Source organism: Roseateles asaccharophilus, assembly GCF_004362405.1.
Classification (GTDB): Bacteria; Pseudomonadota; Gammaproteobacteria; order Burkholderiales; family Burkholderiaceae_C; genus Kinneretia; species Kinneretia asaccharophila.
The window spans coordinates 401,794-425,492 of record NZ_SNXE01000001.1 but is presented as its reverse complement, the minus strand read 5'-3'; the positions used below and the strand labels follow the sequence as shown (position 1 = coordinate 425,492).

General features: G+C 69.1%; 16 protein-coding genes. 11 read left to right on the top strand and 5 right to left on the bottom strand.

Going from position 1 to position 23,699, the window contains the following annotated elements; translation table 11 throughout:
- Nucleotides 1-28 precede the first annotated feature (28 nt).
- Together DFR39_RS20340 and DFR39_RS01885 are read left to right on the top strand one after the other, a co-directional pair.
- Entirely contained in the window at nt 29-1,564 is a 1,536-nt protein-coding gene (locus tag DFR39_RS20340) for a hypothetical protein (RefSeq protein WP_133601837.1), read from the top strand.
- Nucleotides 1,565-1,730: 166 nt separating this feature from the next.
- A complete protein-coding gene (locus DFR39_RS01885; RefSeq protein WP_133601836.1) occupies nt 1,731-8,618 on the top strand; it encodes an RHS repeat-associated core domain-containing protein in 6,888 nt (2,295 codons plus the stop codon).
- Between the two features lie 748 nt (nt 8,619-9,366).
- Here the strand turns inward: DFR39_RS01885 and DFR39_RS01880 are convergent.
- Nucleotides 9,367-9,546, bottom strand: coding sequence for a hypothetical protein (locus tag DFR39_RS01880; RefSeq protein WP_133601835.1), 180 nt, complete (start codon nt 9,544-9,546; stop codon nt 9,367-9,369).
- Between DFR39_RS01880 and DFR39_RS01875 the strand changes: the two genes are divergently transcribed.
- Together DFR39_RS01875 and DFR39_RS01870 are read left to right on the top strand one after the other, a co-directional pair.
- Entirely contained in the window at nt 9,545-10,639 is a 1,095-nt protein-coding gene (locus DFR39_RS01875) for a DUF4034 domain-containing protein (protein WP_133601834.1), read from the top strand. The genes DFR39_RS01880 and DFR39_RS01875 overlap by 2 nt on opposite strands.
- A gap of 195 nt (nt 10,640-10,834) precedes the next feature.
- Nucleotides 10,835-12,073 carry a vanadium-dependent haloperoxidase gene (locus DFR39_RS01870; protein WP_133601833.1) on the top strand — a complete coding sequence of 413 codons (1,239 nt, stop codon included), beginning with the start codon at nt 10,835-10,837 and terminating at the stop codon, nt 12,071-12,073.
- Here DFR39_RS01870 and DFR39_RS01865 read toward each other — a convergent pair.
- Nucleotides 12,055-12,630, bottom strand: coding sequence for a hypothetical protein (locus DFR39_RS01865; RefSeq protein ID WP_133601832.1), 576 nt, complete (start codon nt 12,628-12,630; stop codon nt 12,055-12,057). The two genes, DFR39_RS01870 and DFR39_RS01865, sit on opposite strands and share 19 nt — an antisense overlap.
- A gap of 340 nt (nt 12,631-12,970) precedes the next feature.
- Here DFR39_RS01865 and DFR39_RS01860 point away from each other — a divergent pair, with 340 nt between their 5' ends.
- The 6 genes from DFR39_RS01860 (at nt 12,971) to DFR39_RS01835 (ending at nt 17,773) form a co-directional block, all read left to right on the top strand.
- On the top strand, nt 12,971-13,213 hold the full coding sequence (locus DFR39_RS01860; RefSeq protein WP_133601831.1) for a DUF3297 family protein: 243 nt from the start codon (nt 12,971-12,973) through the stop codon (nt 13,211-13,213).
- A gap of 42 nt (nt 13,214-13,255) precedes the next feature.
- Nucleotides 13,256-14,992: an ExeA family protein gene (locus DFR39_RS01855; RefSeq protein ID WP_133601830.1), complete on the top strand. Its 1,737-nt coding sequence runs from the start codon at nt 13,256-13,258 to the stop codon at nt 14,990-14,992.
- A 2-nt stretch (nt 14,993-14,994) separates the two neighbouring features.
- A complete protein-coding gene (locus DFR39_RS01850) occupies nt 14,995-15,693 on the top strand; it encodes a general secretion pathway protein GspB (RefSeq protein WP_133601829.1) in 699 nt (232 codons plus the stop codon).
- Between the two features lie 25 nt (nt 15,694-15,718).
- Nucleotides 15,719-16,546: a pyrroline-5-carboxylate reductase gene (gene proC / locus DFR39_RS01845; protein ID WP_133601828.1), complete on the top strand. Its 828-nt coding sequence runs from the start codon at nt 15,719-15,721 to the stop codon at nt 16,544-16,546.
- A gap of 10 nt (nt 16,547-16,556) precedes the next feature.
- On the top strand, nt 16,557-17,093 hold the full coding sequence (locus tag DFR39_RS01840; protein ID WP_162849376.1) for a chorismate--pyruvate lyase family protein: 537 nt from the start codon (nt 16,557-16,559) through the stop codon (nt 17,091-17,093).
- 65 nt (nt 17,094-17,158) lie between these two features.
- Nucleotides 17,159-17,773 (top strand): histidine phosphatase family protein, encoded by a 615-nt coding sequence (locus tag DFR39_RS01835; RefSeq protein WP_133601826.1) that lies wholly within the window; start codon nt 17,159-17,161, stop codon nt 17,771-17,773.
- 39 nt (nt 17,774-17,812) lie between these two features.
- Here DFR39_RS01835 and DFR39_RS01830 read toward each other — a convergent pair whose 3' ends face one another.
- Together DFR39_RS01830 and DFR39_RS01825 are read right to left on the bottom strand one after the other, a co-directional pair.
- Entirely contained in the window at nt 17,813-18,967 is a 1,155-nt protein-coding gene (locus DFR39_RS01830) for a GGDEF domain-containing protein (protein WP_133601825.1), read from the bottom strand.
- A complete protein-coding gene (locus tag DFR39_RS01825; RefSeq protein ID WP_133601824.1) occupies nt 18,964-20,121 on the bottom strand; it encodes a GGDEF domain-containing protein in 1,158 nt (385 codons plus the stop codon). The genes DFR39_RS01830 and DFR39_RS01825 overlap by 4 nt, the downstream gene beginning before the upstream one ends.
- An 89-nt stretch (nt 20,122-20,210) precedes the next feature.
- Between DFR39_RS01825 and DFR39_RS01820 the strand changes: the two genes are divergently transcribed.
- Nucleotides 20,211-21,323 (top strand): serine hydrolase, encoded by a 1,113-nt coding sequence (locus DFR39_RS01820; RefSeq protein ID WP_133601823.1) that lies wholly within the window; start codon nt 20,211-20,213, stop codon nt 21,321-21,323.
- On the opposite strand, the gene DFR39_RS01815 is transcribed toward DFR39_RS01820, so the two are convergent.
- On the bottom strand, nt 21,320-23,695 hold the full coding sequence (locus tag DFR39_RS01815; RefSeq protein ID WP_133601822.1) for an ATP-binding protein: 2,376 nt from the start codon (nt 23,693-23,695) through the stop codon (nt 21,320-21,322). The genes DFR39_RS01820 and DFR39_RS01815 overlap by 4 nt on opposite strands.
- Between the last annotated feature and the right edge of the window lie 4 nt (nt 23,696-23,699).

Sequence of the window (23,699 nt, the reverse complement as noted above, 5' to 3'; positions counted from 1 at the left end):
TTCTTTCCATAGCAAAGGAGGCCGCGCCATGGGTGCAGCACAACATCATCTCAGCACTACCGGACGCGCCGTGATGACGCTGGCGCTCGTGGCCCTGGCCCAGGGTGCGCAGGCCTTCAACAGCGGCAGCACCGGCGCCGACGGCGATCTGGCGCCGGCGGTCGACACGGTCATCACCCTGCCGCCCTCGGGCATCCTCAACTACGCCAATATCAACATTCCGGCCGGCGTGAAAGTCACCTTCAAGAAGAACGCCACCAACACGCCGGTGGTCCTGCTGGTGGCTGGCAACGCGGTGATCAGCGGAACGATCGATGTCAGTGGCAGGCCTTCGACAGCTTCCGGCACCGCCGGGGATGGTGTGTTGGCCGATGATGGCAATCCGGGTGAAGGCGGGCCTGGGGGTTATGGCGGTGGTCGCGGTGGTCGCCCCGGGGCGGTGGACCTGATCGAGCGCCTGGGTGGCAAGGGGCTGGGGCCGGGGGGCGGCATAGCGGCGGGTCGAGCGACCTGCAATGGCTTGGACTGGGAACTTGCGAATACGGTCGGTTACGGAGGCGGCACCGGTGGCGGCTTTGGTACTGTTGGTGGAACGAGCAGCGCTTACTGTGTTGAGCCGCCTGTGGGGCCTGTTTACGGAGCTGCTGAGCTATTGCCGCTGGTTGGAGGATCCGGCGGCGGTGGCGGACAAGGTGGCCGTAACTGGGCGGGCTCTGGCGGTGCCGGTGGCGGCGGTGCCCTGCTGATGGCGGTCTCCGGGACACTGACGATCACCAACACCACGGGCAAGATTCTCGCGAACGGCGGGCGCGCCGGCGATGTGGCCACGGTGGGCTGCGACAGCATGAATCGGGCGTCGGGCGGTGGTGGCGGCAGTGGCGGCGCTATCCGATTGGTCGCGACGACCATTGCGGGCAATGGCGAGATCGCAGCCACGGGCGGCGGCTCTGGCAGCTATACCTGCGGCTATCGTGGCGGTGCCGGTGGCGTCGGCCGCATCCGCCTGGAGGCCGAGAACATCACGCGCACTGCGGCCACCAACCCGGCCGCCAGCAGCGCCCAACCCGGCCCCGTCTTCATCGCCGGCACGCCAACCCTGAAGATCACCAGCGTGGCCGGGGTCAATGTGCCGGAGCCGCCGACCGGCGTGGCCGATGTGCGGCTGCCGGCCAATACGGCCAACCCGGTCACGGTGAGTTTTGCCACCACCGGCGTTCCGGTGGGCAATACCGTGCGTTTGGCGGCCACACCCAATAACGGCCCCGAGGTCAGCGTGGTCAGCACCGCCCTGGCCGGCACACCGCAGGCCGCTACCGCAAGCGCCAGCATCAATCTGCCGGCCGGGGCCAGCACCCTGCAGGCCACCATCACTTACACGGTGGTGGTGGCCATGGGCGAGGCGCTGTCGCGGTTTGCCCAAGGCGAGCGGGTGGAGCGGGTGACCCTGATGGCCAGCCTGGATGGCCGCGCCTCCCGCACCTTGCTGATCACGGCCAGCGGGCGTGAGTTCGAGGCCTCGCCGGAAGCCCTGGCCACCCTGCGACTGGCCAGCATGGGAGGCTGATTCCGCGTCGCCGTGGCCGGGCGCGAGCGGCCACGCGATGGCGATTTGACACAGCAGCAGTGTTCATCGACCCGGTCACATTCGTGGCGGCACAAGCGGTACTCATCTTTCTATGCGGCAGCAGCACAGCAAACTATCGATGGCGGGCCCGGTGTGGTGTGAGGCCTTGCAGCCGAATGTCCGCTCGGGCTGGCGTGATTGGATCGCCGGTCTGCTCCTGGGCCTGCTGGCACTGCTGAGCCTGGCGCCCCCGCATGCCCAGGCCCAGATCGTGGGCCGGGGTGACGTGCCGATGCTGGATGTGTCCGAGCTCGCACTGGAGGTGGGTGCGGCCTCCCAGCTGCAGCTGCGCCTGCCCAGTCCGGCCGCCCGTGCGCAGACCTATCAGATTCTGAACAGCGCCCCCGAGGTCGTGAGCGCGCCCGAGCAGTTGAGAGTACCGCTTGGGGCCACCCTCGTCCCCTTGCCGCTCACGGGCCTGCGTGCCGGTATGGCGCAGCTGAGCATCTCGACGCCGTCCCGGCGTCTGAGCGTGTCGGTGCTCGTGATTGAGGGTTCGGCGCGACTGGTGTCCATCGCTCCCGCACCCGGCCAGGCCCGGGTGGGTGGGCCCCTGGGTGTTCGCTTGAGCCTGAACGCCATACCGCGCGAGGAGGTCCGGATCGGTCTTCACAGCAGCACGGCCGGCGCCTTGCAGCTGCCCGAGCAGGTGCTGCTGGCGCCGGGTCAGCAAAGCGCAACGGTCGCGGTTCGCGGGCTGGAGGTCGGCACACACCCCGTGCAGGCTTCGTTGGGCGCCGATCACCTGGAAACCCTGCTGCGCGTGAGCGAGGCCGCGGCACGCCCCGTGGCCCTGCTGCCCGATCGCAGCGTGCTGGAGGTCGGTGCCAGTGGCAAGCTGGGTGTGCAGCTCAGCGGCTTCACGCACCAGCCCCTGGACCTGAGCGTCAAGGTGTCGCCAGCGGAGCTGGCGCAGGTGAGCAGCCCCTTGCAACTGCCAGCGGGTGTGGAGGCGGGCGAGCTGTCGATCAAGGCCTTGAAGCCCGGTCTGGCGACGGTGGAGATTGAAGGCGCGGGCAGCCGGGTCAGCGCACAGCTGCAGCTGCGCAACCCGGTGGGTGAGGCGGTGGCCCCCTCCATCGCTCTCACGCCCCCAGTTCTGCGTCTGATGAGTGGCGCCAGTGCCCCGGTGCTGCTGACCCAGGACGCGGTCCGCGCCTATGGCCAGGAACTGAAGCTCAACATCGACAGCCAGCAGTCCACAGGGGCAGGGGCCCAGGTGCCGGTGCTGAGCGTGCCGCCCTTTGTGCTCTTGCCGGCCGGTGAGCGCCAGGCGCAGTTCGCCGTGCAGGGCATGGCGCCGGGCCGGGCCAGGCTCAGCCTGGCGGGTCGGGGCGGTGCTGTGCTGGCCAGCCTGGACGTGCTGGTGGAAGCCGGCCCGCCCCGCGTCACCGGCCTGAGCCCGGCGCAGCAGAGCCTGCCCAAGGGCATGGTGGGCCAGGCCTTGGTGCAGGTGGCGCCCAGCGGTCCCGCACCCAGCGAGCTGAGCCTGCAGGTGGACGCCGCCAATGTGCTGGAGCTGCCCGCCAGCGTGACGGTGGCACCGGGGCAGAGTCAGGTCAGCGTGCCGCTGCGCGCGTTGGACGAGGGCGTGGCGCAGCTGAGCGTGGGTCTCAATGGCAGCCAGGCCACCGCCCGGGTGCAGGTGACGCCCCCGGTGATCGAAGAGTTGCGGCCGCCGCAGGACTTTGAGCTGGGCCTGGGCAATACGGCGGCCTATCCGCTCAAGGCGCTGATGACCGACGGCCAGATCAGCGACCGGCCCGAAGGCCCGATCCAGCTGCGCAGCGAGGACGAGAAGGTCTTCCGCGTGACGGCCCGAGGCGAGCTGGAGGGGCTCAGCCTGGGTCAGGCCTGGCTGGAGATTACCCTGGGCAGCCAGTTCAAGCTGCGCGCCAAGGTCAGCGTCAAGCAGCTGCCGGCCCTGCTGCTGTCGCCGTCTTCCGTGGAACTGGCCGTGGGCGCCAGCCAGCCTTTCGTCCTCAGCACGGCCAAGCCCGCGCCGGCCGGCGGCCTGACTGTGCAGCTGAGCCTGAGCGGCCAGGGCACTGCCGAGGTAGCCGCCAGCGTTCTGATTCCGGCCGGCGCTACCTCGGTCGGCTTCACGCTGCGCGCCCTCGGTGCGGGCAGCCTGCAGCTGCTGGCCGAGGCGCCGGGCCACCAGAGCGCGCGCGCCCAGCTGCTGATGCGCCAGGGCCAGCTCAGCATTGCCGCCATCAGCCCGACGCGCGGAGCGCTGGGCACCCTGGTTCGCATCAGCGGTCAGGGCTTCGATCCGGTGTTGGCGAACAACCGCGCCTGGGTGGGGGACGCGCCGGTGGAGCTGGTGTCGGCCACCGCGAGCGAGCTGCAGATCCGCATCCCGGCCACCGCCAGTACCGGCGCGGTGCGCGTGGCCAATGGTCTGGGTTCGGCCACAGGCCCGGTCTTCACGGTGGACCAGGCCCAGGATGCGGGTCTGGGCGCCACGCCCAATGCGCTGCGCCTGCTGCGCGGCAGCGAAGCCGCCAGCCTGATCTCCATCGTCAGCACCGGCTCGCAGCCCTATGCCGGCGCGATGGCGCTGAGCATCAGCGGTCTGCCGGCCGGCGTCAGCGCCAGCTTTGATCCGGCGCTTCTGCCGGCCGAGCGCCAGGCCACCTTGCGCCTGAAGGCCAACGGCGAGACCAAACCCGGCAGCTACGAGCTGCTGGTGAGTGGCAGCGGCAGTTCCTCGGCGGGCAGCATCAGCCGCAGCGTCAAGATCACGCTGACCGTGCCCGACCCCGTCTCCACGCCCAGCACCGGTGTGCGCGGCCGCTTCATCACGCCCGAAGGTCAGCCGATTGCCGGTGTGATCGTGCGTGCGGACACCGGGGCCCAGAACTCGCCGTCCACCACCACCGATGCGGCCGGCAGCTTCGAGCTGGCCGGCTTGGCTGCCGGGCCTGTGACCCTGCGCTTCGACGCGACACCGGCCAACCCGCTCTATCCCATCTGGCCCTTCAGTGTGGATGTGCAGGCCAATCAGATCGTGCTGCTCAAGGACTTCGTGATCGCGCCGCCGCCGGTGGTGGAGACCTTCAAGCCCATCAACAACGCCGGCGCCGAGCAGCGCATCAGCGACCCGCGCTTCCCAGGCCTGGAGATCGTGCTGCCGGCCGGCGCCGAGATCATTGGCTGGGACGGGGTGAAGAAGACCCGCATCGCGGTGGAAAAGCGTGAGATCTCGGAGCTGCCGGTGGTCTCGCCACCGGTGCCCACGGGCGCGGCCTATCAGCTCTACTTCGGCACGCCCATGGGCGGCATTCCGACCAAGCCCATCCCCATCACCCTGCCCAACGACACCGGCGCCGAGCCGGGCGAAACCGTCAACGTCTGGTTCTTTGACGGCAGCCCCATGGGTGGCACCGGCGAGTGGAAGGTGGCGGGTCAGGCCGTGGTGAGCGCCGATGGCAAGACCGCCAAGATGGTCAGCGGCGGTCTGACGCGCTTTTGCGGCGTCTGCGGCTTGGCCTGCCTGGAGCGCCCGCCCAAGCCGCCGCCGCCGCCGCCCGACTGTCCCAAGCCCAGTGGCGGCAATCCGGTGGATATGCTGACCGGCCAGGAGTTGACCCGCACCGGCGGCATGAGCTGCAAGGGGCACACGCCGATCGAGACGGGGCGCAACTACAACCCCATCGACGCCTTTGGCAATATCGGCGGCACCGAGGGCTCCATCGGTTATGGCTGGGCCTTGGACCATGACGCCATGCTGCTGGCCGGCAGCACGGTGCGTCTGGTGATGCCCGGCAATGTGCACCATGTGTTCGCGCCCGACGCGGACGGCTCGCTGCGCAATCGCACCGAGCCGGCCTTCGACGGCGCGCGCGTGGCGCAGGTGGATGGCTTGTGGCGCCTGTTCTTCAAGGACGGCACGCGCTGGACCTTCCAGGGCTATGCCGGCGCGCCGGGCAATGTGCGCGGGCAGCCGCAATTCCTGATCGAGACCCTGTCGCCCAGCGGTGCCCGGGTCACGGTGGCCCGCAACACCCGCGGCCAGCTCCTGTCCGTGGGCACGGAGCAGCGGCGCATCACGGCCAGCTATGGCAGCAGCGGCTTCATCGAGGCCTTGACCGATCCGGAAGGCCGGGCCGAGCGCTTCAGCTACACCGCCAGCAAGCGCTTGGCCACGGTGACCGATGCCGACGGCCGGGAAACCCGCTACGGCTATGTCAAGGATGCGGACATGCCGGTGGATGCGGCCTGCCGCCATGTGCTGCCGCCGGAAACCGGCGAGCGGCTCAAGAGCATCCAGTACCCTGGCCTGCAGCACCCCACCGAGAACGTCTACGGTTCCAGCCGCCGCGTGCTCAAGCAAAGCACGGCCCAGGGCAAGGAGTACCGCTTCAGCTACCGGGTCGGTGGTGCCTGCATCACGCACCAGAGCAATCCGGGCAAGGTCTGCAGCGGCGCCAGCTGCCCGGTGGAGGATAGCTGGGAGAACTACGAGGCGGGCTGGCGCTTCCATGGGGGCCAGGTCTTGTCCACCACGGTGCGCGAGCCCGACGGCACGACCCGCATGGCCCGCTTCGGCAGCCAGGGCCAGGTGCTGGAGATGAGCGATAGCGCCGGCGGCCGCACCCAGTGGACACGCGATGCGCAGAACCGCCGCACCCGGGTGGTGGACGCTATCGGCCGCACGACGCGCATGGTCTACGACGATCTGGGCAATGTGGTGCGCCAGATCGACGCCCTGGGCCGCATCACCGACATCCAGTACGACCCGCTGTGGAACAAGCCCAGCAGCGTGAGCCGCTACGCGGACGACGGCACGGCCCAGACCTGGCGCATGGGCTATGACGGCAAGGGCAATCTGAACCGCCTGACCGACCCGCTGGGGCATGTGGTCAAGATGGACTACAACGCCAACGGCCAGCTGACCGCCCTGACCGATGCGCTGAACCAGACGAGCAGCATGGGCTACAACGCGGCCGGCGATCTGGTGCGCCTGGTGGATGCGCTGGGCAACACCACCCGCATCAGCACCGACCGCAGCGGCCGGCCGGTGAGCAGCACCGACCCGCTGAGCTACACCAGCAGCAGCAAGAGCAATGGCATCGGCCAGACCGTCGAGATCGAGGACCCGCTGGGCGGCAAGACCCTGATGAGCTATGACGCCGGGGCGCGGCTGAGCAAGGTGACCAACCCGCTGGGCAAGGACATCGCCAGCTATGGCTATGACGAGTTCGGCCGCCTGGTCAGCCGCACCGACGCCCTGGGGGCCGTGGAGCGCTATGCCTATGACGCGGCAGACCGCCTATCGGAGCTGACCGACCGCAAGGGCCAGGTCACGCGCTACAGCTATGACGAGGCCGGTCGCCTGCTGCGCATGGAAGCGCCGGACCGCAGCGTGGAGCAGGTCTATGACGGCGCGGGGCGCCTGATCCGCATCGAGAGCAATGGCGGCCAGGGCGCCAGCCGCATCGACTACGAGTACGACGCGGCGGACCGCCTGCTGCGCGAGGTGCAGACCTTCCAGGGCCGCAGCCAGGTGCTCAGCTATGCCTATGACCGGCTGGACCGCCGCATCAGCCGCAAGCTCGACGAGCAGGACGAGGTGCGCTACGAATGGGATCTGGCCAACCGGCTCACCGCGATCCACTACGCCGGCCAGGCCACGCGCTACAGCTGGGATGCGGCCGGGCGGCTGAGCAAGAAGACCCTGCCCAATGGCATCACGGCCGACTACGGCTATGACGCTGCCAACCGGCTCCTGAGCATCGACTACAAGAAGGCCGACGGCAGCCGCATCGACCAGCTGAGCTACAGCTACGACGCGCGCGGCCAGCGCAGCAGCAAGACCGTCGCAGCCCAGCACCTGGGCGTCGAGACGCCCATGACGGCCGAGTACGACGCTGCGGACCGCATGAGCCGCATCACCCTGCGCCCTGGCCAGCCTGGCCGCGAGGAACGCTGCGTGCTGAGCTACGACGCCAATGGCAATCTGGCCGAGAAGGCCTGCGACGGTGCCTCCGGTACCACCCGTTATGGCTGGGACAGTCTGAACAAGCTGGCCAGCATCACGGGGCCGGGCCTGAACGCTGGCTTTGCCTATGACGCCCTGGGCCGGCGCGTGAGTCGCACGCTCAACGGCGAAGTGAGCTGGTACAGCTATGACGGCGAGCAGGCCATTGCCGAGACCAAGAGCGGCGTGACGACCCGCCTGCTGACGGGCCTGGCGGTGGATGAGCTGATTGCTACCTACACGCAGGGCCAGCAGCGGGTGATGCTCAGCGACGCCCTGGGCAGCATCCTGGGCGAGACCCGCGCGGACGGCTCAAGGGCCACGATCCGGACCTACAGCCCCTATGGCGAAACCAGCCACAGCGGTGAGGCACCGAGCAGCAGCACGGCCTACACGGGGCGGGAGCAGGACAGCGGGAATCTGTATTACTACCGGGCGCGGTTTTACGATCCGCAGTTGAAGAGGTTCCTCAGTGAGGATCCGATTGGGTTGGCGGGTGGCGGTAATGTTTATGTCTATGTTGAGGGAGATCCGCTCAGCTTTACGGACCCGACGGGAGAGTTCATTCCCCAACTAATTGGTTTTGGAATAGGTGTGGGGTTGGAGTACCTGACTAATCCCTGCGCCAGCGCCGGTGACCTTTTGCTCGCTGGCGGATTGGGTGCCCTAGGCGGTGGACTGAGCAAAGCAGCGTTTTTACGACTCGGTGCAAAATCACGAACAAGAGATACAGGCCTTGAGTGGTCGCACAGCATCGCAAGAAGAACCGTTGACCGTTACACGTCCGGCGCATTGAACAAGGCTTTGAATCAGCGTGGGGGGCTTAACGGAAGCTGGAGAACACCGGCTTCGCATGCTAGGCACGATCCCAGTAGGCATGTTCCGGGCGTGGATCCTTTGCCTCTTCCGCTTCGTGCTTTGGACCGCATTCCGGACTGGCTGAAAGGAACTGGAGTTGGCGGTGGGGTTGGTGCGACCGTGGCAGGTAGCGACTGTGCTTGTCGTTAGAGCCTTGCTCCAGCTATTTTGGGACTCGCTTTACTTCCTCACTGGGGAAGGCAGTTGGGGGTTTCGGCCACACGAGAGATTGGTGCTCGATGCTGCAATCGGATTACTGCCGGAGCGGTCGAAAATATTGTGTCGGACGCTCGTCGGAAACACGGTTTTTGTGCAGCGGTCTCACAAACAGATTTCTCGTCCGCGCTTCTACAATAAATTCTATGTCAGAGATTTTAGTGAAGTTCAGGAAGTTGAATGGCGCGACAGAATTGTTGACGTGTCAATCGACGTTGGAGGCGCGGTAGAGGTAGCGCAGGTTGAATTTTTTAGAGGACGGATCGATAGTATTCAGCTCGAGCGACCAGCTTCATACTACACCGGCAAGAGCATCAAAGTTGTTAACGCGAGGCTATCTGAAAGTGCCGATTCAATCGCCGAGTCGATAGATCGGCACGAGCACAACTTGGACAGCTAGCTTCAAGCCCTGTATAGATTTCTGTCCAAGTCATGGGCACTGGGAGCTGGGGGCTGGAGAGCCAATTGGAAACCATGGCGGTACCACCGCAGGAAGCAGCGTCCCGCCGGCATCCCCTTCGAGTTGAGCGTGTCGATGAACCACGATTTGGTGTTTGTGCTGGGCGCATTCGCTCTGGGAGTCCTATTCCCAACCCTCAGGCGTCGAGCTGCCGGTTTCGTGGCTAACTGCGCATGTGACGGCGGGACGAGGGCAGGTCCAAGGAGCGTGGGGCAAGCCTTGTTAGGCGAGGCCCTCGCGCTGGCGGTGGTGGTCGCCGGCCTGTTTTTCCTGGCGCAGCACTTCACCGGGCCGGCCGGCATGGTGATCGGCGCTTTCCTCGCGGGGGGAGCGCTCGGGAGTTTGCGGAGATGAGGCCGAAAGGGGGGAGGAACTCGTGGGCGGGTCCTTGGATGAAGACATGATGCGCGGGGCGAAGGTCCGGCCATGGCGCTGGCGCCGCAACGGCCGGGTGGGCCAGAGCGGCAAGTCCTTGCCGCAGCAGCAGCAGCGCCTGCAGCGCGCCTCGATGATGCTGAGCCTGTTGCTGATAGTCGGCTGCCAGCGCGGCACTCCCGACACCCGTCCAGACCTGAGCGCCGCCGCGACGGCGGCCTTGCTGGCCTACGCCGAGCACAGCCCGCCCGACCCGAAGGCCTTGCTGAAATTGGTGCTGGACGGAGAGTTCGAGGCCTTCGAGGCGCAGGCCCGTGCCCATGAGCAGGGCTGGGAGCAACTGCCGGCGCGCGAGATTGCCTACCAACACCTGTTTGAAGCGCTGCAGCAGAGTGATGTGCCGGGCCTGGAGCAGCGCCTGGATGCCTGGGTGGCGCAGCGGCGGCCGTCTTCCTCCTACATCGCGCTCGGCGCGCGCGGCAGCTACCGCGTGGGGCTGGGCTATGCCCTGCGCGGCGCCGGCTGGGCGCGTGAGACCTCGCGCGAGCAGTTCGAGGCCATGGCGGCGCAGCATGAACTGGCCCGCCAGGATCTCATGGCCGCCTTGGCCCTCAAACCGGACTTCACCGCCGCGCACACCCTGCTGATCTCGATGGCCCGCAGCGACAAGCGGCGCCCTGGGGAGGCCCGTCGTTGGCTGGATCTGGCGCTGGCGGCGCGCCCCGAAGCCTATATGCCCAGGCAACGCTTTCTGGGCGGGCTGCTGCCACGCTGGGGTGGCAGCTACCAGGCGATGGACGAGTTCACGCAAGGGCTGGAAGGCCCGGCTGCGAAGAACCCCCTGTTGTGGACCCTCATGGGCGAGGCCGCCGCCGACCGGGGCGAGGCGGCGTACCGTCAGCGCGACTTCCAGGCCATGCTGCAGCACTACAACGCGGCCTTGAGCCACGGCCGCCGCGCGGACTTCCTGCGCGGACGGGCGCGGGCGTACTGGGAGCTGGGTCAATGGCAACTCGCCTTGCAGGACTATGAGCGCTGTCTGACGCAAAGCCCGTTCGACGGGGAGTGCCGTGAGCACCAGAAGACCCTGGCGGACTATGCGGCGCGGGTGGGCGGCTGATAGGTAGATGGTTGGGTTCGTAGCCCTACTGACTGCCACCAGACCGGATCAAACCGAATGACAGATGCTTCTGGCGCCGGGGGCACCGAGCGCACGGGCTTGATGCATGGGGCCAGTTCTTGCTCTTGACCGGCGTTGCGTCGAGACTCGATCCCGCGTCATTCCATTTCGCCCCCGAAGGGCCCCTGCCCAGCCATGCACCGCAGCAGCGCCACCCCGAGTCGCCCATTCGTCCTTCCGCTGGGCCTGCCCCTGCTGCTGGCCTGCTGCCTTGCCCTGCCGGCGCATGCCGCCACGCAGCCGCTGGTGCATCTCAGCGCCGCCGAAGCCAGCGGCGAGCGGGTGCAGGAGCTGACTTTCCGCAGCAGCACCGCGGTCGTACGTGCGCGCCAGCACAACCCGCTGCGCGCGGCGCGCATCTTCAGCTATCTGCGTGTGGCGCAGTGGCGTTCGCTGCAGACCGCTGCAACAGCCGCGGGGGATCCGCCCGCCCAGGCCGCGCTGCTGGACATCAGCCTTGCAGCCACCGCCGCCTGGCTGCTGCCGCAGGAGGCTCAGGGCGTCTGGCAGATGGCGGCGCTGCGCGCACAGCAGGGTCTTGCCGACGAGTCGCAGCAGGCCGCGCTGAAGGCAGCGGCTGCGGAGGTCAGCGCGGCGCTGCTGCAACGCAGCCTGACCGACGGCGCCGATGCACGCCGCCGCCCGCTGGTCAAACCGAGCTGGCAGCCGGGCGTCTGGGCCCGCACGCCCCCCTTGTTCGCCGAGCAGCCCACCGAGCCCCAGGCGCCGCAGTGGACACCCTGGTGTGCGGGCACGGAGTCGCTGCAGACCGAGCCGCCGCCGGCCTATGGGTCTGCGCGTTGGACGGCGGACATGCGCGAGGTGATGACGGTGCGCGCCACCCTCACTCCCGCTCAGAAGGAAGCGGCCGAACGCTGGAACCTCGATGCCGGCAGCATCACACCACCCGGCGTCTGGAATGCAGTGGCGCTGGAGCATCTGCGGCAGCACCCGCTTGCGCCCGCCCGGCAGGCCGAGTTGCTGGCGCGCTTGAACATGGCCATGCATGACGCCCTGGTGGCCGCGTGGCGCATCAAGATGCAGTACTGGGGGGAGCGGCCGGTGAGCGCCATTCAGCGCGAGTGGCAGCCGGACTTCCAGCCCTGGCTGGTGACGCCGCCTTTTCCGGGCTATGTCTCGGGGCACTCGACCGTGTCCGGTGCCGCGGCCGCGGTGCTCACCTTTTATGCACCCGAGGCGGCGTCTCGGTGGCGGGCCTTGGCGGAGGAGGCCTCTCTATCGCGCCTGTGGGGTGGGATCCACCCGCGTTACGACAACGATGCCGGCCTGGAGCTTGGGCAGCGGGTGGGGCGTCTGTGTCTGCCGCAGGCCGCGAACGGCGCCGCGGCGCCCTCTCACGGAACCAGCCAGTAGCTGGGCGCGCTGCGTTGGCGCTTGCTACACAGCCGCTGCACGCGCATCAGCCAGGGCTGTTCGAACGCTTCGCTATGGGCGGAAGACAGGCGCCATTGGCCTTCGCTGACGGTCGCGTCACCGCTGTCCATGGCGCCGGCGCCGGCGTCGCGCCCGCCAGCCTCCCAACGCAGCTCGAAACGTTCATGGGCCTGAGCTTGCCAGCGCGCCAGCACGGCCTTCCCGCCCGGCTCGCGGACGCTGGGCAGGGGCTGCGGCGGCGGGCAGTCGCTGCCGGCCAAGGCCTGTTGAAACTGGCGCAGCAGCGCCGGGCGCGAGCGCGTGCCGTCGGCGCACAGGCTGATCAGCTCGACCTGCAGCTTCAGCAGCCGCTCGGGCGCGGGGCTGGCCGGCAGCGCGAATTGCGGCTGCTCGGTGCTGAGTTCCAGGGTCTTCAAGACTTCGGCCTCCGGTACGCGCCATTGCGCCCACAGCAGATAGGCGCTGGCTCCGGACACAGGCTGCCAACGTAGCTCCGTGCTGCCGCCCTCGCCATGTGTCGGTAGCGGCGCGGGCATGGGGGCGCTGCATGAATGGGCCGAGGTGCTCGCTGCAAAAGCAGCGACAGTGAGCGCGGCAAGCGTCAATAAGGTCGGCTTGACGCTCTGTAAAGCCTCAGCAACCGTCATGACTTGCCACGCCCCATTCTTGAACCGTCTGGGCGTTCCATGAATCTTGAGCACATGCGAGCGCATCCTCCCTGCTCCCTGAATTCGTGGCGCAGGATAGCGTGATGCGCTGTGCACGACGAATGGCGTTTGTCCGGACGGGTCTGCGCAGAGTCGAAAGCGTCTGAGCAGCGTTGGGGCCCCGTCCTCTGGGACAATAGCGCGAGCAAAAGACCCTTGAGATACCTCTATGAGCGACAACAAGCCCGCATTGCCCGACCACCTCTCCATCGACCCGCGCAGCCCCCACCATGTGGCCGCGGTCTTCGAGCACGACATCGGCATATTCTTCAATGGCAAGGAGCGCTTCGACGTGGAGGAGTACTGCGTCAGCGAGGGCTGGATCAAGGTGCCGGCCGGCCGCACGGTGGACCGCAAAGGCCGCCCGCTGCTGATGAAGCTCAAGGGCAAGGTCGAGGCCTTCTACAAGTAAGCCGCCACCCGCAGCCGAACCACCCCCCCTCGCGCGTCCCGCATGTACGCCGCCTTCTTCGGCCTGCGCCACGAGCCGTTCTCGATCGCGCCGGATCCGCGCTACCTCTTCATGAGCGAGCGCCATCGTGAGGCCCTGGCGCATCTGCTCTACGGGCTGTCGGGCGGCGGCGGCTTTGTGCTGCTGACGGGCGAGATCGGTGCCGGCAAGACCACGGTCTGCCGTTGTTTCCTGGAGCAGGTGCCCGACACCTGCGACATCGCCTACATCTTCAACCCCCGCCTCACGGTGCGCGAGCTGCTGCGCACCGTGTGCGAGGAGTTCCATATCGAGCTGCCGCCGGAGAGCGTGCCCTCGCTCAAGGATCTGGTCGACCGGCTCAACCGCTTTCTGCTGCAGGCCCATGCCCAGGGCCGCAGCTGCGTGCTCATCATCGATGAGGCGCAAAACCTGGCCCCCGAGGTGCTGGAGCAACTGCGCCTGCTGACCAATCTGGAAACCAGCGAGCGCAAGCTCTTGCAGATCATCCTGATCGGCCAGCCCGAGCTGCGCAGCATGCTGGCCCGGCCCGAGCTGGAGCAGCTGGCCCAGCGCGTGATCGCGCGCTACCACCTGGGCGCACTCAGCGCCGAGGAGAGTGCGCAGTATGTGCGCCACCGCCTGGCCGTGGCCGGCGGGGCCGAGGCGGCCCTGCCTTTCGACGCGCGCGCGCTCAGACTGATTCACCGTCTGAGCCGCGGCGTGCCGCGGCGCATCAATCTGCTGTGCGATCGCGCCCTGCTGGGCGCCTACGCCCAGGGCCGTGCCAAGGTGGATGTGCGCACCGTGCAAGGCGCCGCGGCCGAGGTCTTTGGGGGGCCGCCGGCCGCGGCACCCACCCTGCCTCGCCGCGCCGCCCTGCTGGCGGCTGGGGGGCTGGGTCTGGCCGCGCTGGCCACCGCCGCCGTGCTGGGGCTGGGCGAGCGCCTGCCCTGGTCCCAGCCGGCTGCGCAGCCCGCGCCCGTGGTCGCCAGCGCGGCGGCCGTGCCGGGTTCGGCGGCCGAAGCGGCCCCGGCCCCGGCCTCCGCGGCCGCCAGTGAGCCGGCGGAGGCCCTCGAGCCGAGCGCAGCGGTCGACGTGCCGCCCGACGCGCTGGGGCTCAAGGACGAGCGCCAGGCCTGGGCCGCGCTGGCCAGGCTCTGGGGCTTGGCGGAGGCCGAGGCCCTGGCCGCCCGCCCCGACCCCTGCCAGGCGCTCAAGGCCCGGGCCGATGCGACCCCCGCGACCGAGAACCCCTTGCAGTGCTTCCGCAGCACGGAGGGGCTGGCTCAGCTGCGTCTGCTGGACCGCCCGGCCCTGCTGCGCCTGTACCCCTCGGAGCAGGGGGCGGCGCCGGTGCATGCGCTTCTGGTGGGACTGGACGAGCGCCAGGCCCGGCTTCGCTTGCCCGACGGCCGGGTGCAGCGCCTGGACCTGCTGAGGCTGAGCCGCCTCTGGCGCGGCGATTTCCTGACCCTCTGGCGCAGCCCGCCGGGCGGCTATTCGGGCCGCGGCCTGAGCGAGGCCGGCCTGGGCTGGCTGGATCAGCAACTGGCGCGAGTTTTCGAGCTGCCGCCCTTGACCCAGACGGAGGCGCAGTCGCGCGCGCGTTTCGACACCGCCCTGCGCAGCCGGCTCGGCAGTTTCCAGCGCAGCCAGGGCCTGCGCAGCGACGGGCGCCCCGGTCCCGTCACCCTGATGCAGCTCAACCGTGCCGTGGGCCTGAACGAGCCGCGTCTGGACCCTCATCAGCCCTCCTAGCCATGTCCTACATTCTTGAGGCGCTGCGACGCGCCGAGTCAGAACGTGAACGGGGCCAGGTGCCGCGTCTGCACAGCCAGGCCTGGAGCGGCCAGGGCGGCCCCGAGGCCGCGGGCGCCCCAGCGGCCCGGTCCGGCCGGCGTTGGTGGTGGCTGGGCCTGGGACTGTCCCTGCTGCTGGGGGCTGCCGCGGCCTTCTGGCTCTGGCAAGCGCCGGCTGCCGTGACGGCGCCGCCTCTTGCGCCTGGCGCCCAGGCGCCGGCCAAGCCCACTCCCGAGGTCCGCCCGCCGGTGCCGGCGGTGGCCCCGGCACCTGCCCCGACACAAGTTGCCTCGCCAGACGCCGAGATGCGTGCGCCGAGTGCGCCCTGGCCGCTTCCGCCGCCGCCCGCCGCCTTGCCGCCCGCAGTGAGAGCCGACGCCCTCAGACCGCCGCCGGCTGCCTCGGCGGCCGTGGTCGCCGCGGCCTCGACACAGCCACCGGCCCTGGCGGAACTGAGCCCCGCACTGCGCGCCGAGCTGCCCTCGCTGCAGGTGGGCGGCGCCATGCATTCGCCCACCCCGGCCCACCGCATGCTCATCCTCAACGGCCAGGTCTATCGCGAGGGCGATCAGATCGCCCCGGGTCTGCGCCTGGAGCAGATCCAGCTGCGCAGCGCGGTGCTGAGCTACAAGGGCCAGCGCCTGCGCCTGGACTACTGAACAGCCCTCCTACACTCAAGGCACGATGAGCACTTCTCGCATTGCATTCATAGGTGGCGGCAATATGGCCAGCGCCATCATCGGTGGCCTGCTGCGCGCCGGCCGCCCGCTGGACTCCCTGCTGGTGCTGGAGCCCTGGGAGGCTCAGCGCCAGCGACTGGCCCAGGACTTCGGCCTGCAAGCCTGCGCGGACGCGGTGGCCCTGGACGCGGCCGGTCTGGCGCAGGCCGAGCTGGTGGTCTGGGCCGTCAAGCCCCAGCTCTTCAAGGCCGCCGCCGCACCGCTGGCGGGGCGCCTGGCCCATGCGCTGCAGCTCTCGGTCATGGCGGGCATTCCCAGTGCGGCCCTGGCGCAGGCCAGCGGCAGCGAGCGCGTGGTGCGGGCCATGCCCAACACCCCGGCCCTGATCGGGCAAGGCATGACGGGACTGTATGCCCGCGCCGCGGTCTCGGCCGGCGACCGGCAGCTGGTGGAGCAGGTGCTGGCACCCACCGGGGCCCTGCTGTGGTTGGCCCAGGAGTCGCAGATCGACGCGGTGACCGCGCTCTCGGGTTCGGGGCCGGCCTACTTTTTCTTCATGGTCGAGGCCATGATGCAGGCCGCCCAGGAGCTGGGGCTGAGCGCCGAGCAGGGGCGCCAGCTGGCTTTTGCCACCTGTGGCGGCGCGGCGGCCCTGGGTCTGCAGTCGGGTGAATCGCCGACCCAGCTGCGCGAGAAGGTGACGTCCAAGGGCGGCACCACCCATGCCGCCATCAGCAGCCTGCAGGCCGAGGGGGTGGATGCCGCCATCCGCCGCGCCGTGCTGGCGGCCGAGCGACGGGCCCGGGAGCTGGGCGAGGAATTCGGACGCTGAAGCACCGACCATGGGAATTGCGAGCCGTGCCGGTCTGCGCGCCTGGTTGCGCGCGCCGGGGTCTCTGAGCCGCCGCCTGGCGGCCCTGGGCGAGCGTTATCAGGTCCAGGTGCTCAGGCAGACCGTGGCGCCGCTGCGTGCCGCCGAACGGCGCGCCCTGGGCCTGCCGCGGCGCGGCTGCACCGTGGTGCGCGAGGTCATCCTGCATGTGGACGGTCAGCCCCTGGTCTGGGCCCGCTCCGCCCTGCACGGGGCGGCCCTGGCCGGCCCCTGGAAGGCGCTCAAGGGCCTGGGGTCCAAGCCCCTGGGTCATCTGCTGTACGCCGATCCGCGCGTGGCGCGCAGCGAGCTGCAGCCGCGGCGCCTAGCCCGCCATGGCCATACCTGGCGCCAAATGGCGCGGCAGTGGGAGGCCGCCACCGGCGCGGCGCCGTCCAGCCAGATGCTCTGGTCGCGCAACTCGGTCTTCACCCGCCATGGGGCCCGGCTGCGGGTGATGGAACTGTTCGCGCCCGGTCTGGGTGGGAGCCGTCCGCCAAAACCCTGAGCCGGTGCCGGGCTCGCGGGCCGGGCATGATGCGGCGCTGTCGCGGTCTTGTGCGAAAGAGCCCCATGCCCTCGAACACCTCGCAAGAACTTCTGGCCCGCCGCCGGCTGTTGCAGCTGGCCGCTGTGGCGGGCTGGCCCGGTCTGGCCCTGGCGGCCGGTCCCGGTCCCGAGGCCGACGCCGACGCCCTGGCCCTGCTCAAGCGCGGCGGCGTGGTGCTGGCCCTGCGCCATGCCCTGGCGCCCGGCACCTTCGATCCCCCGAGCTTCAAGCTGGGCGACTGCAGCACCCAGCGCAATCTGAGCGAACAGGGCCGGGCCCAGGCCCGCGCGCTGGGACAGCGCCTGCGCGCGGCCGGCCTGAGCCCGGCGCGGGTACGCAGCAGCCCCTGGTGCCGCTGCATGGACACGGCGGAGCTGGCCTTCGGCCGTGCCGAGGCCTGGTCGGCCCTGGGTTCGCCGCGCGCCGGCAGCGAGGAGACCAATGCGCAAAGCCTGGCCGAGCTGCGCCAGGCCCTTGGCGTTGCGGTGCGCCAGGGCGCGGGCTTCGAGGTCTGGGTCACGCATATGTTCGTGCTCAGCGATCTGCTGGGGGTGAACACCGCATCCGGCGAAGGGCTGGTGCTGGGCTGGGACGCCAGCACCGGCCCCCGGCTGCTGGCGCGGCTGCCGGCTCCTTGAGCCAGCAGCGGCCTGGTGGCCTGCCGACCGGAACCGCACTCAGCAAACCCGGTCGCGCCCCTGTCGCTTGGCCTCGTACAGGGCCGCATCGGCACGCGCCAGCACGCGCTCGGGCCCGCTATCGCCGGCTTCCCAGGCGGCCACGCCAAAGCTCGCCCGCAGCGGCCAGGGCCGGCCCTGCCATTGCCAGTCCAGCTGTCGCAGCCGTGCACGCACCCGCTCGGCCACCTGGAACGCGCCCTGCTTGTCGGACTCGTGCAGCAGCAGCGCGAACTCCTCACCCCCCAGCCTGGCGATGGTGTCCACCTCACGCAAGACCTCACGCACCCGGGCCACCAGCCAGCGCAGCGCCTCGTCCCCGGCGGGGTGCCCCAGCTCATCGTTCAGGCGCTTGAAGTGGTCCATATCCACCAGCACCAGGGCCTGCGCTTGTCCGCGTTCATGAGCGGCATGTGCTTGCTTCATGGCCAGCTCGAAAGCGCGTCGGTTGAGGGCGCCGGTCAGTGCGTCCTGGTGGATGAGCTGTTGCAGCTGCAGTACCAGGCGCAGCACCAGCATGAAGGCGACCTGGGCATTGATGAGCAGCACCATCAAGAAGCCGGTCCAGAGCCATAGGGTGTTTGTCAGGCTCTGGGTCAGCAGGCCCTGCTGGCTCGGGTCCAGCAGCACAAAGCCCAGCCCGCGCAGGGCGAACATGAGGCTCAGCAGGATGTAGGGCAGGGTGAGCAGCAATGCGGTGGCCGCCTTCACCACACGCAACAGCCGGATGTAGACCCCGTGACAGATCAGCAGGATCATCAGCGTGATGCCCAGGGCGCTGACGGTCAGCCACCACCGTGAGCCCTGTGGCAGCAGCAGCAGCAGGGCCAGGGTGGCGAGCACCAGCCCCGCGGGCGCACGCCAGCGGGGCGCCTCCAGCGCGATCAGCGGGCCGAAGCTGCACATCAGCCCGAAAGCCGCCATGAGCAGGGTCACCGAGCCCTCGTGGGTGAGCAGGGCCGGCCAATCGGGCCGTCCGCGCAGCGCATACAGCCCGATACCCAGCACCAGCAGCACATTGACTGCGGCCATGACCCAGGACACCCGGCGCGCGAAGTGGCGCACCCTGGCCATCAGCAGCCACGCTGTGCAGGCCAGCAGGCACAGCGTGTTGATAAGCAGTAGCAGCGTGACGGTCTGGGGGGCCATGCTCATGCCGGCACCTCACCCTGTTCAGTGACCACGCAGTTGCGCCCTGAGGCCTTGGCTTGGTAGAGCAGGGCATCGCTGCGCTGCAGCAGGGCGTCACTGCTGTCACCGGCATCCAGCTCCGGCCGGGCCTGACTGACGCCGAAGCTGGCTTGCAGCACCACAGAGCGCCCTTCCCATTGCAGCGGCCGTTCCAGGATGCGCCGGCGCAGTCGTGTGGCCAGGGTTGTGGCGCCGGCCAGATCGCAGCCCGGCAGCAGCAGGCCGAACTCCTCGCCGCCCAGGCGCAGCACCGCATCGGGCTCGCGACACTCCTCCATCAGCAGTCGAGCGATGTGGCGCAGGGCCGCATCGCCGCCCGCATGTCCGAGCTCATCGTTGATCTGCTTGAAGTGATCGACATCCAGCACGATCCAGGCAAAGCTCTGGCCGCGGCGTAGCCGAGCCCGGGCCCGGGCCAGCATTTCATCAAGGGCGCGTCGGTTCAGCGCGCCGGTTAGTGAATCGTGTCGGGCCAGGTGGGCAATGCGCAGCCAGAGGCGACGCACGGCCAGGGCCATCAGGCTTAGCGGTATCCACACATGCAGGGCCACCGGTAGGAGCTGCGTGGCCAAACCGGGCACGTGATAAGCCGGCTGGAACAGGGCCATCAGCAAGGTCAGCAGGCTGATGGCCAGATAGGGCAGGCACAGCGCGGTGCGCCAGGGCCAGTGCTCATGAGCGCCGGTCGTGCCGCGCCACAGCATCAGGCCACTGAGTGCCGCGGCCAGGGCCATGCCCAGCAAGGCCAGTCGCAAAGAGAGCGTCTCCTGGCCCAGCACACCGCTGAGCAGCGCGGCAGCACCCAGCGCCAGGGCCGGCCCTGCGAGCCGGCGCTGGGCCCGGAGCTTGAGCAGGCGGCTCACCCCTGCGGCCAGCAGACCCAGGGACAACAGCCCGCACAGCGCCAGCACCCAGACCGGCAGCCAAGCCCCGGGCCAGGGCGGTCCGCAGCCCTGGCAGGGCAGGGCGGGCAAGGCCATCCACTGGCTGGCGAAGAAGAAGGCGGCCGCGCTCGGCGCGATGCGGTAGAAGCCACCCAGGACGGCCCACACGCCAGCCGCAAACAGCAGGATGGCGGTGTTGGCCATCCACAGTGTCCAGGGGTCGAGTGCGGCCATCGCCCAAGTATGCCGCCAGGCGCTCTTCGGCACACGTCATAAAGGTCCGTCGGCTTGTCCGCTCTGCGTGGAAGCTCTCTAATTCAAGCATGCCCGTGACATGTTCCGACCTCTCTGCTTCCCTGGCGCAGGCCTTGGCCTTTGCGCAAGCGCATGAATGTCCCTGGCCTCGCGATCCGGCCGCCGTGCTGCCGCCCGGGGCAGCGCCCTGGGGGGTGCATCACGAGGACCCCGCTCCCTACAACCGTCTGCGCGGGCCGGTGCATGCGCGAGGGCCCCAGAGCGGCGTGCTCTGGCAGCGTGGCCACGAGTTGGCGGCCTGGGGTGAGCCGGATCGGTCCGACCTGACATTCAGCGTGGCCAAGACCTATCTGGCCCTGCTCGCCGGCATCGCCCGACGTGAGGGCCTGCTGCCCGATCTGCACCGGTCGGTGGCCGAGCAGCTGCCGGGCATAGGCTTTGACGGCTCGCACAACCGCCGCATCAGCTGGGCCATGCTGCTGGAGCAGACCAGCGAGTGGGAGGGTGAGTGTTTCGGCCTGCCGGACCAGGTGGACCGCTGGCGCAAGGTGGCGCAGGACCCGCGGCCCGCGGGTGGGCCCAAGGGTGGGGCGCGCCCTTTGCAGCCGCCTGGCCGCTACTGGGAGTACAACGATGTGCGTATCAACCAGCTGGCCCTGGCCTTGTTGCATCTGCTGCGCCGGCCCCTGCCCGAGGTCTTTCTGAACGAGATCCTTCGCCCTCTCGGCGGGGGCGAGGGCTTTGCCTGGCGCGGCTACGACGACGCCTGGGTGGAGCTGCCGGGCCTGGGCCCGGTGCAGTCGGTGCCGGGCGGTACGCACTGGGGCGGCGGCGTGAGCGTCAGCGCACGCGATCAGGCCCGTGTGGGCCAGTTGCTGCTGGATGGCGGTGCGCATGGCGGACGACAGATCCTGCCGCGGGACTGGGTCAGCGCCTTGAGCGAGCCCTGTGCCATCGCTCCCTTCTATGGGCGCTTGGTCTGGCTCAACCGCGACGGGCGCAGCTTTCCCGCGGCCTCGACCCAGGCCTTCTTCATGATGGGGGCCGGAGGCCATGTGGTGTGGGTGGAGCCGGCTTGGCAGTCGGTGCTGGTGCTGCGCTGGTTTGACGGCACGCGGCTGCCTGCCCTGCTGCAGCGCTTTGCTGCCGTGCTGGCGCCCGAGCCTCAGGACAGGGACTAGGCCGGCGCGCTCGATGCGGGTGCCTCCAAGGGCAGCAGCAGCTCGAACACCGTGCCCTTGCCCTCCTGGCTCTGCACCCGGATCTGTCCGCCCATCAGCTGGGTCACCAGGTTGTGCACGATGTGCAGGCCCAGGCCGGTGCCACCGCGCCCCATGCGCGTGGTGTAGAAGGGGTCGAAGATCCGGCCCATGGCCTGTGCCGGGATGCCCAGGCCGTTGTCGCCCACATCCAGCTGCACCAGACCAGGTTGGGCCTCCAGCCGCCGGGCCCGTATGCTGATCTGGCCACCGCCCTCGCGCCCCTCAAACGCGTGCAGCAGGGCGTTGTGGACCAGATTCGTGATGACCTGGGCCAGGGGGCCCGGATAGCTGTCCAGCTCAATATCCGTCTCGATGTCCAGGCTCAGCTTGTGAGCGCTGCGCTTGAGCATGGGGTTGAGGGTGAGCAGGATCTCCTCGATGGCGGCATCCAGCTTGAAGCGGCGCCGCTGGGTGGTGGTCTGGTCCACCGCCACCTGCTTGAAGCTCATCACTAGCTCGGCCGCCCGGCTCAGATTGCGCTGCGCGATGTCCGTGCCCTCGCCCACATGCGTGACAAAGCTCTCCAGCATGGAGCGCTTGAGCCCGCCACCGGCCATGGCGGCGCGGATCTGCTCCATGGGCTCGCGCAGGCTGGACACGGCCATGAGGCTATTGCCTATGGGGGTGTTGAGCTCATGGGCCACACCGGCCACCAGGCGGCCCAGGGCGGAAAGCTTTTCGGCCTGAACCAGCTGCTGCTGCGCCTGGCGCAGTGCCTCCAGATTCATGGCCAGCTCGGCATTGGCGGCGGACAGGGCCTCGGTGCGCTCGACGACCCGGTCTTCCAGTTCCAGATTGAGTTTGCGGATCTGGTCCTCGGCCCGGCGGTGTTCGGTCACATCCACATCCATGCAGACCACAAGGCGGCTGCCGTCCTCGGCCGGGATGGCAAACAGGGTTGCCAACACGAGCAGCTCGTGCCCATCCTTGTGCCGCAGCGTGAACTCGGTCGGTCCGAAAGGCTGGCCGGTCTCGATGACATCGGCGATCACCGCCTTCAGGGCCTGGACCTGTTCCTCGTCCCGAAGGTAGAGGGTGCGCTCCGCGAGTGAATAGCCCACTGCCTCCAGCGCACTGAAGCCATACATGCGTGTGGAGGCCTCGTTCCAATAGAGGATGCGGCCTTCGCTGTCAAACCATTGGATGGCGATGCTGGGCGCCGACTCCAGCGTGGCGCTGAGCCGCTCGGCCGCGCGGCGCGCATCGGCCTCACGCGCCTGCAGCTGGTCCACCATGCGTGCGATGTCTTCAGACAGGCGCTGCAACTCCAGAATGGCGGAGGGCTTGACGGAGGGGGGATTCAATTCGCCTGCCGCGATGGCCCGCACGCGTCGTTGTAGCCGGGTCAAGGGTCGCGCCATGAAGGCGGCCGCCACCGGTGCGGCAATCAGCGCCAGCACCGGACCGGCAATCAGGCCGGCCAGAACCAGCAGCACGGTGACGCGGTAGTGGTACTCGGCCATGCCACGCGGGCTGCTGGCCATCAGCACCCAGCCCAGCTTGTCTGAGCGCGTTCCGGCGTAGCTCAGGGCCTGCCCATCGGTCCCCACTTCCTGGGGAGGTGGGTCCTGGCCGGCCAGGGCGGCGCGGAAGCTGGCGCTGCCGCTGAAGTCGCGAAACAGCATGCGGCCCTCAACACCGTGCGACGAGGCCAGCTCCCGGCCGCGCTGATCGATGACGATCAGTTCGAACTCCGCCGAAGAGGCCTGGCCACGCCGGCTGATGCTGGCCAGCAGCTGCGGCGCGGACAGCTCCAGGATGAAGCTGCGCCCCTGCAGCAGCAGGCCGACGGCCACGGTGTTGCGACCCGAGAGCACCGAGAGGTATTCACCGCTCCACAGCGGCGCATTGCTGTGGCCCTGGGCGCCGCGCGCCAACTCCCGGACCAGGGGACTGGCCGAGAGGTCCATGCCGCGCAGCTGGTCCAACAGGGGCGGCCCCTGATCTGCCGCCAGGGCCAGCACCTCGACCCGCTGCTCGTGGTCCAGCACGTAGACGGCGTTGAACAGCCGGGAGTGATCGGCCAGGACCTGGGCCAGCATCTGACGCCTTGGCCCGTCCATCTGGCTGGCAGCCGTGGCGAAGCCGCGCAGCTGATCCTCCACCATGCGCGTGTACTGCTCCAGCTGATGCCTGGCGCCCTGCACCCGCTCGTTGAGCAGGTCGCGGTTGCGCTGCTCGACCTGCGGCAGCCGGTAGGCGAGCACTAGGCTGCCCACCACGGCAAACATGGTGCTGACCAGGAGCAGGAGCAGCAGGGTCCACCAGCTGCGCAAACTCAGGCTGCGCATCCCC

Excerpts from the sequence above, each read along its gene's own strand:
- DFR39_RS01815 (WP_133601822.1), bottom strand. The coding sequence starts at position 23,695 with ATGCGCAGCCTGAGTTTGCGCAGCTGGTGGACCCTGCTGCTCCTGCTC.
- DFR39_RS01860 (WP_133601831.1), top strand. The coding sequence starts at position 12,971 with ATGAGCGACAACAAGCCCGCATTGCCCGACCACCTCTCCATCGACCCG.
- DFR39_RS20340 (WP_133601837.1), top strand. The coding sequence starts at position 29 with ATGGGTGCAGCACAACATCATCTCAGCACTACCGGACGCGCCGTGATG.
- DFR39_RS01840 (WP_162849376.1), top strand. The coding sequence starts at position 16,557 with ATGGGAATTGCGAGCCGTGCCGGTCTGCGCGCCTGGTTGCGCGCGCCG.
- DFR39_RS01875 (WP_133601834.1), top strand. The coding sequence starts at position 9,545 with ATGATGCGCGGGGCGAAGGTCCGGCCATGGCGCTGGCGCCGCAACGGC.
- DFR39_RS01825 (WP_133601824.1), bottom strand. The coding sequence starts at position 20,121 with ATGGCCGCACTCGACCCCTGGACACTGTGGATGGCCAACACCGCCATC.
- proC (WP_133601828.1), top strand. The coding sequence starts at position 15,719 with ATGAGCACTTCTCGCATTGCATTCATAGGTGGCGGCAATATGGCCAGC.
- DFR39_RS01855 (WP_133601830.1), top strand. The coding sequence starts at position 13,256 with ATGTACGCCGCCTTCTTCGGCCTGCGCCACGAGCCGTTCTCGATCGCG.
- DFR39_RS01870 (WP_133601833.1), top strand. The coding sequence starts at position 10,835 with ATGCACCGCAGCAGCGCCACCCCGAGTCGCCCATTCGTCCTTCCGCTG.
- DFR39_RS01830 (WP_133601825.1), bottom strand. The coding sequence starts at position 18,967 with ATGAGCATGGCCCCCCAGACCGTCACGCTGCTACTGCTTATCAACACG.
- DFR39_RS01880 (WP_133601835.1), bottom strand. The coding sequence starts at position 9,546 with ATGTCTTCATCCAAGGACCCGCCCACGAGTTCCTCCCCCCTTTCGGCC.
- DFR39_RS01820 (WP_133601823.1), top strand. The coding sequence starts at position 20,211 with ATGCCCGTGACATGTTCCGACCTCTCTGCTTCCCTGGCGCAGGCCTTG.
- DFR39_RS01850 (WP_133601829.1), top strand. The coding sequence starts at position 14,995 with ATGTCCTACATTCTTGAGGCGCTGCGACGCGCCGAGTCAGAACGTGAA.
- DFR39_RS01835 (WP_133601826.1), top strand. The coding sequence starts at position 17,159 with ATGCCCTCGAACACCTCGCAAGAACTTCTGGCCCGCCGCCGGCTGTTG.
- DFR39_RS01865 (WP_133601832.1), bottom strand. The coding sequence starts at position 12,630 with ATGCCCGCGCCGCTACCGACACATGGCGAGGGCGGCAGCACGGAGCTA.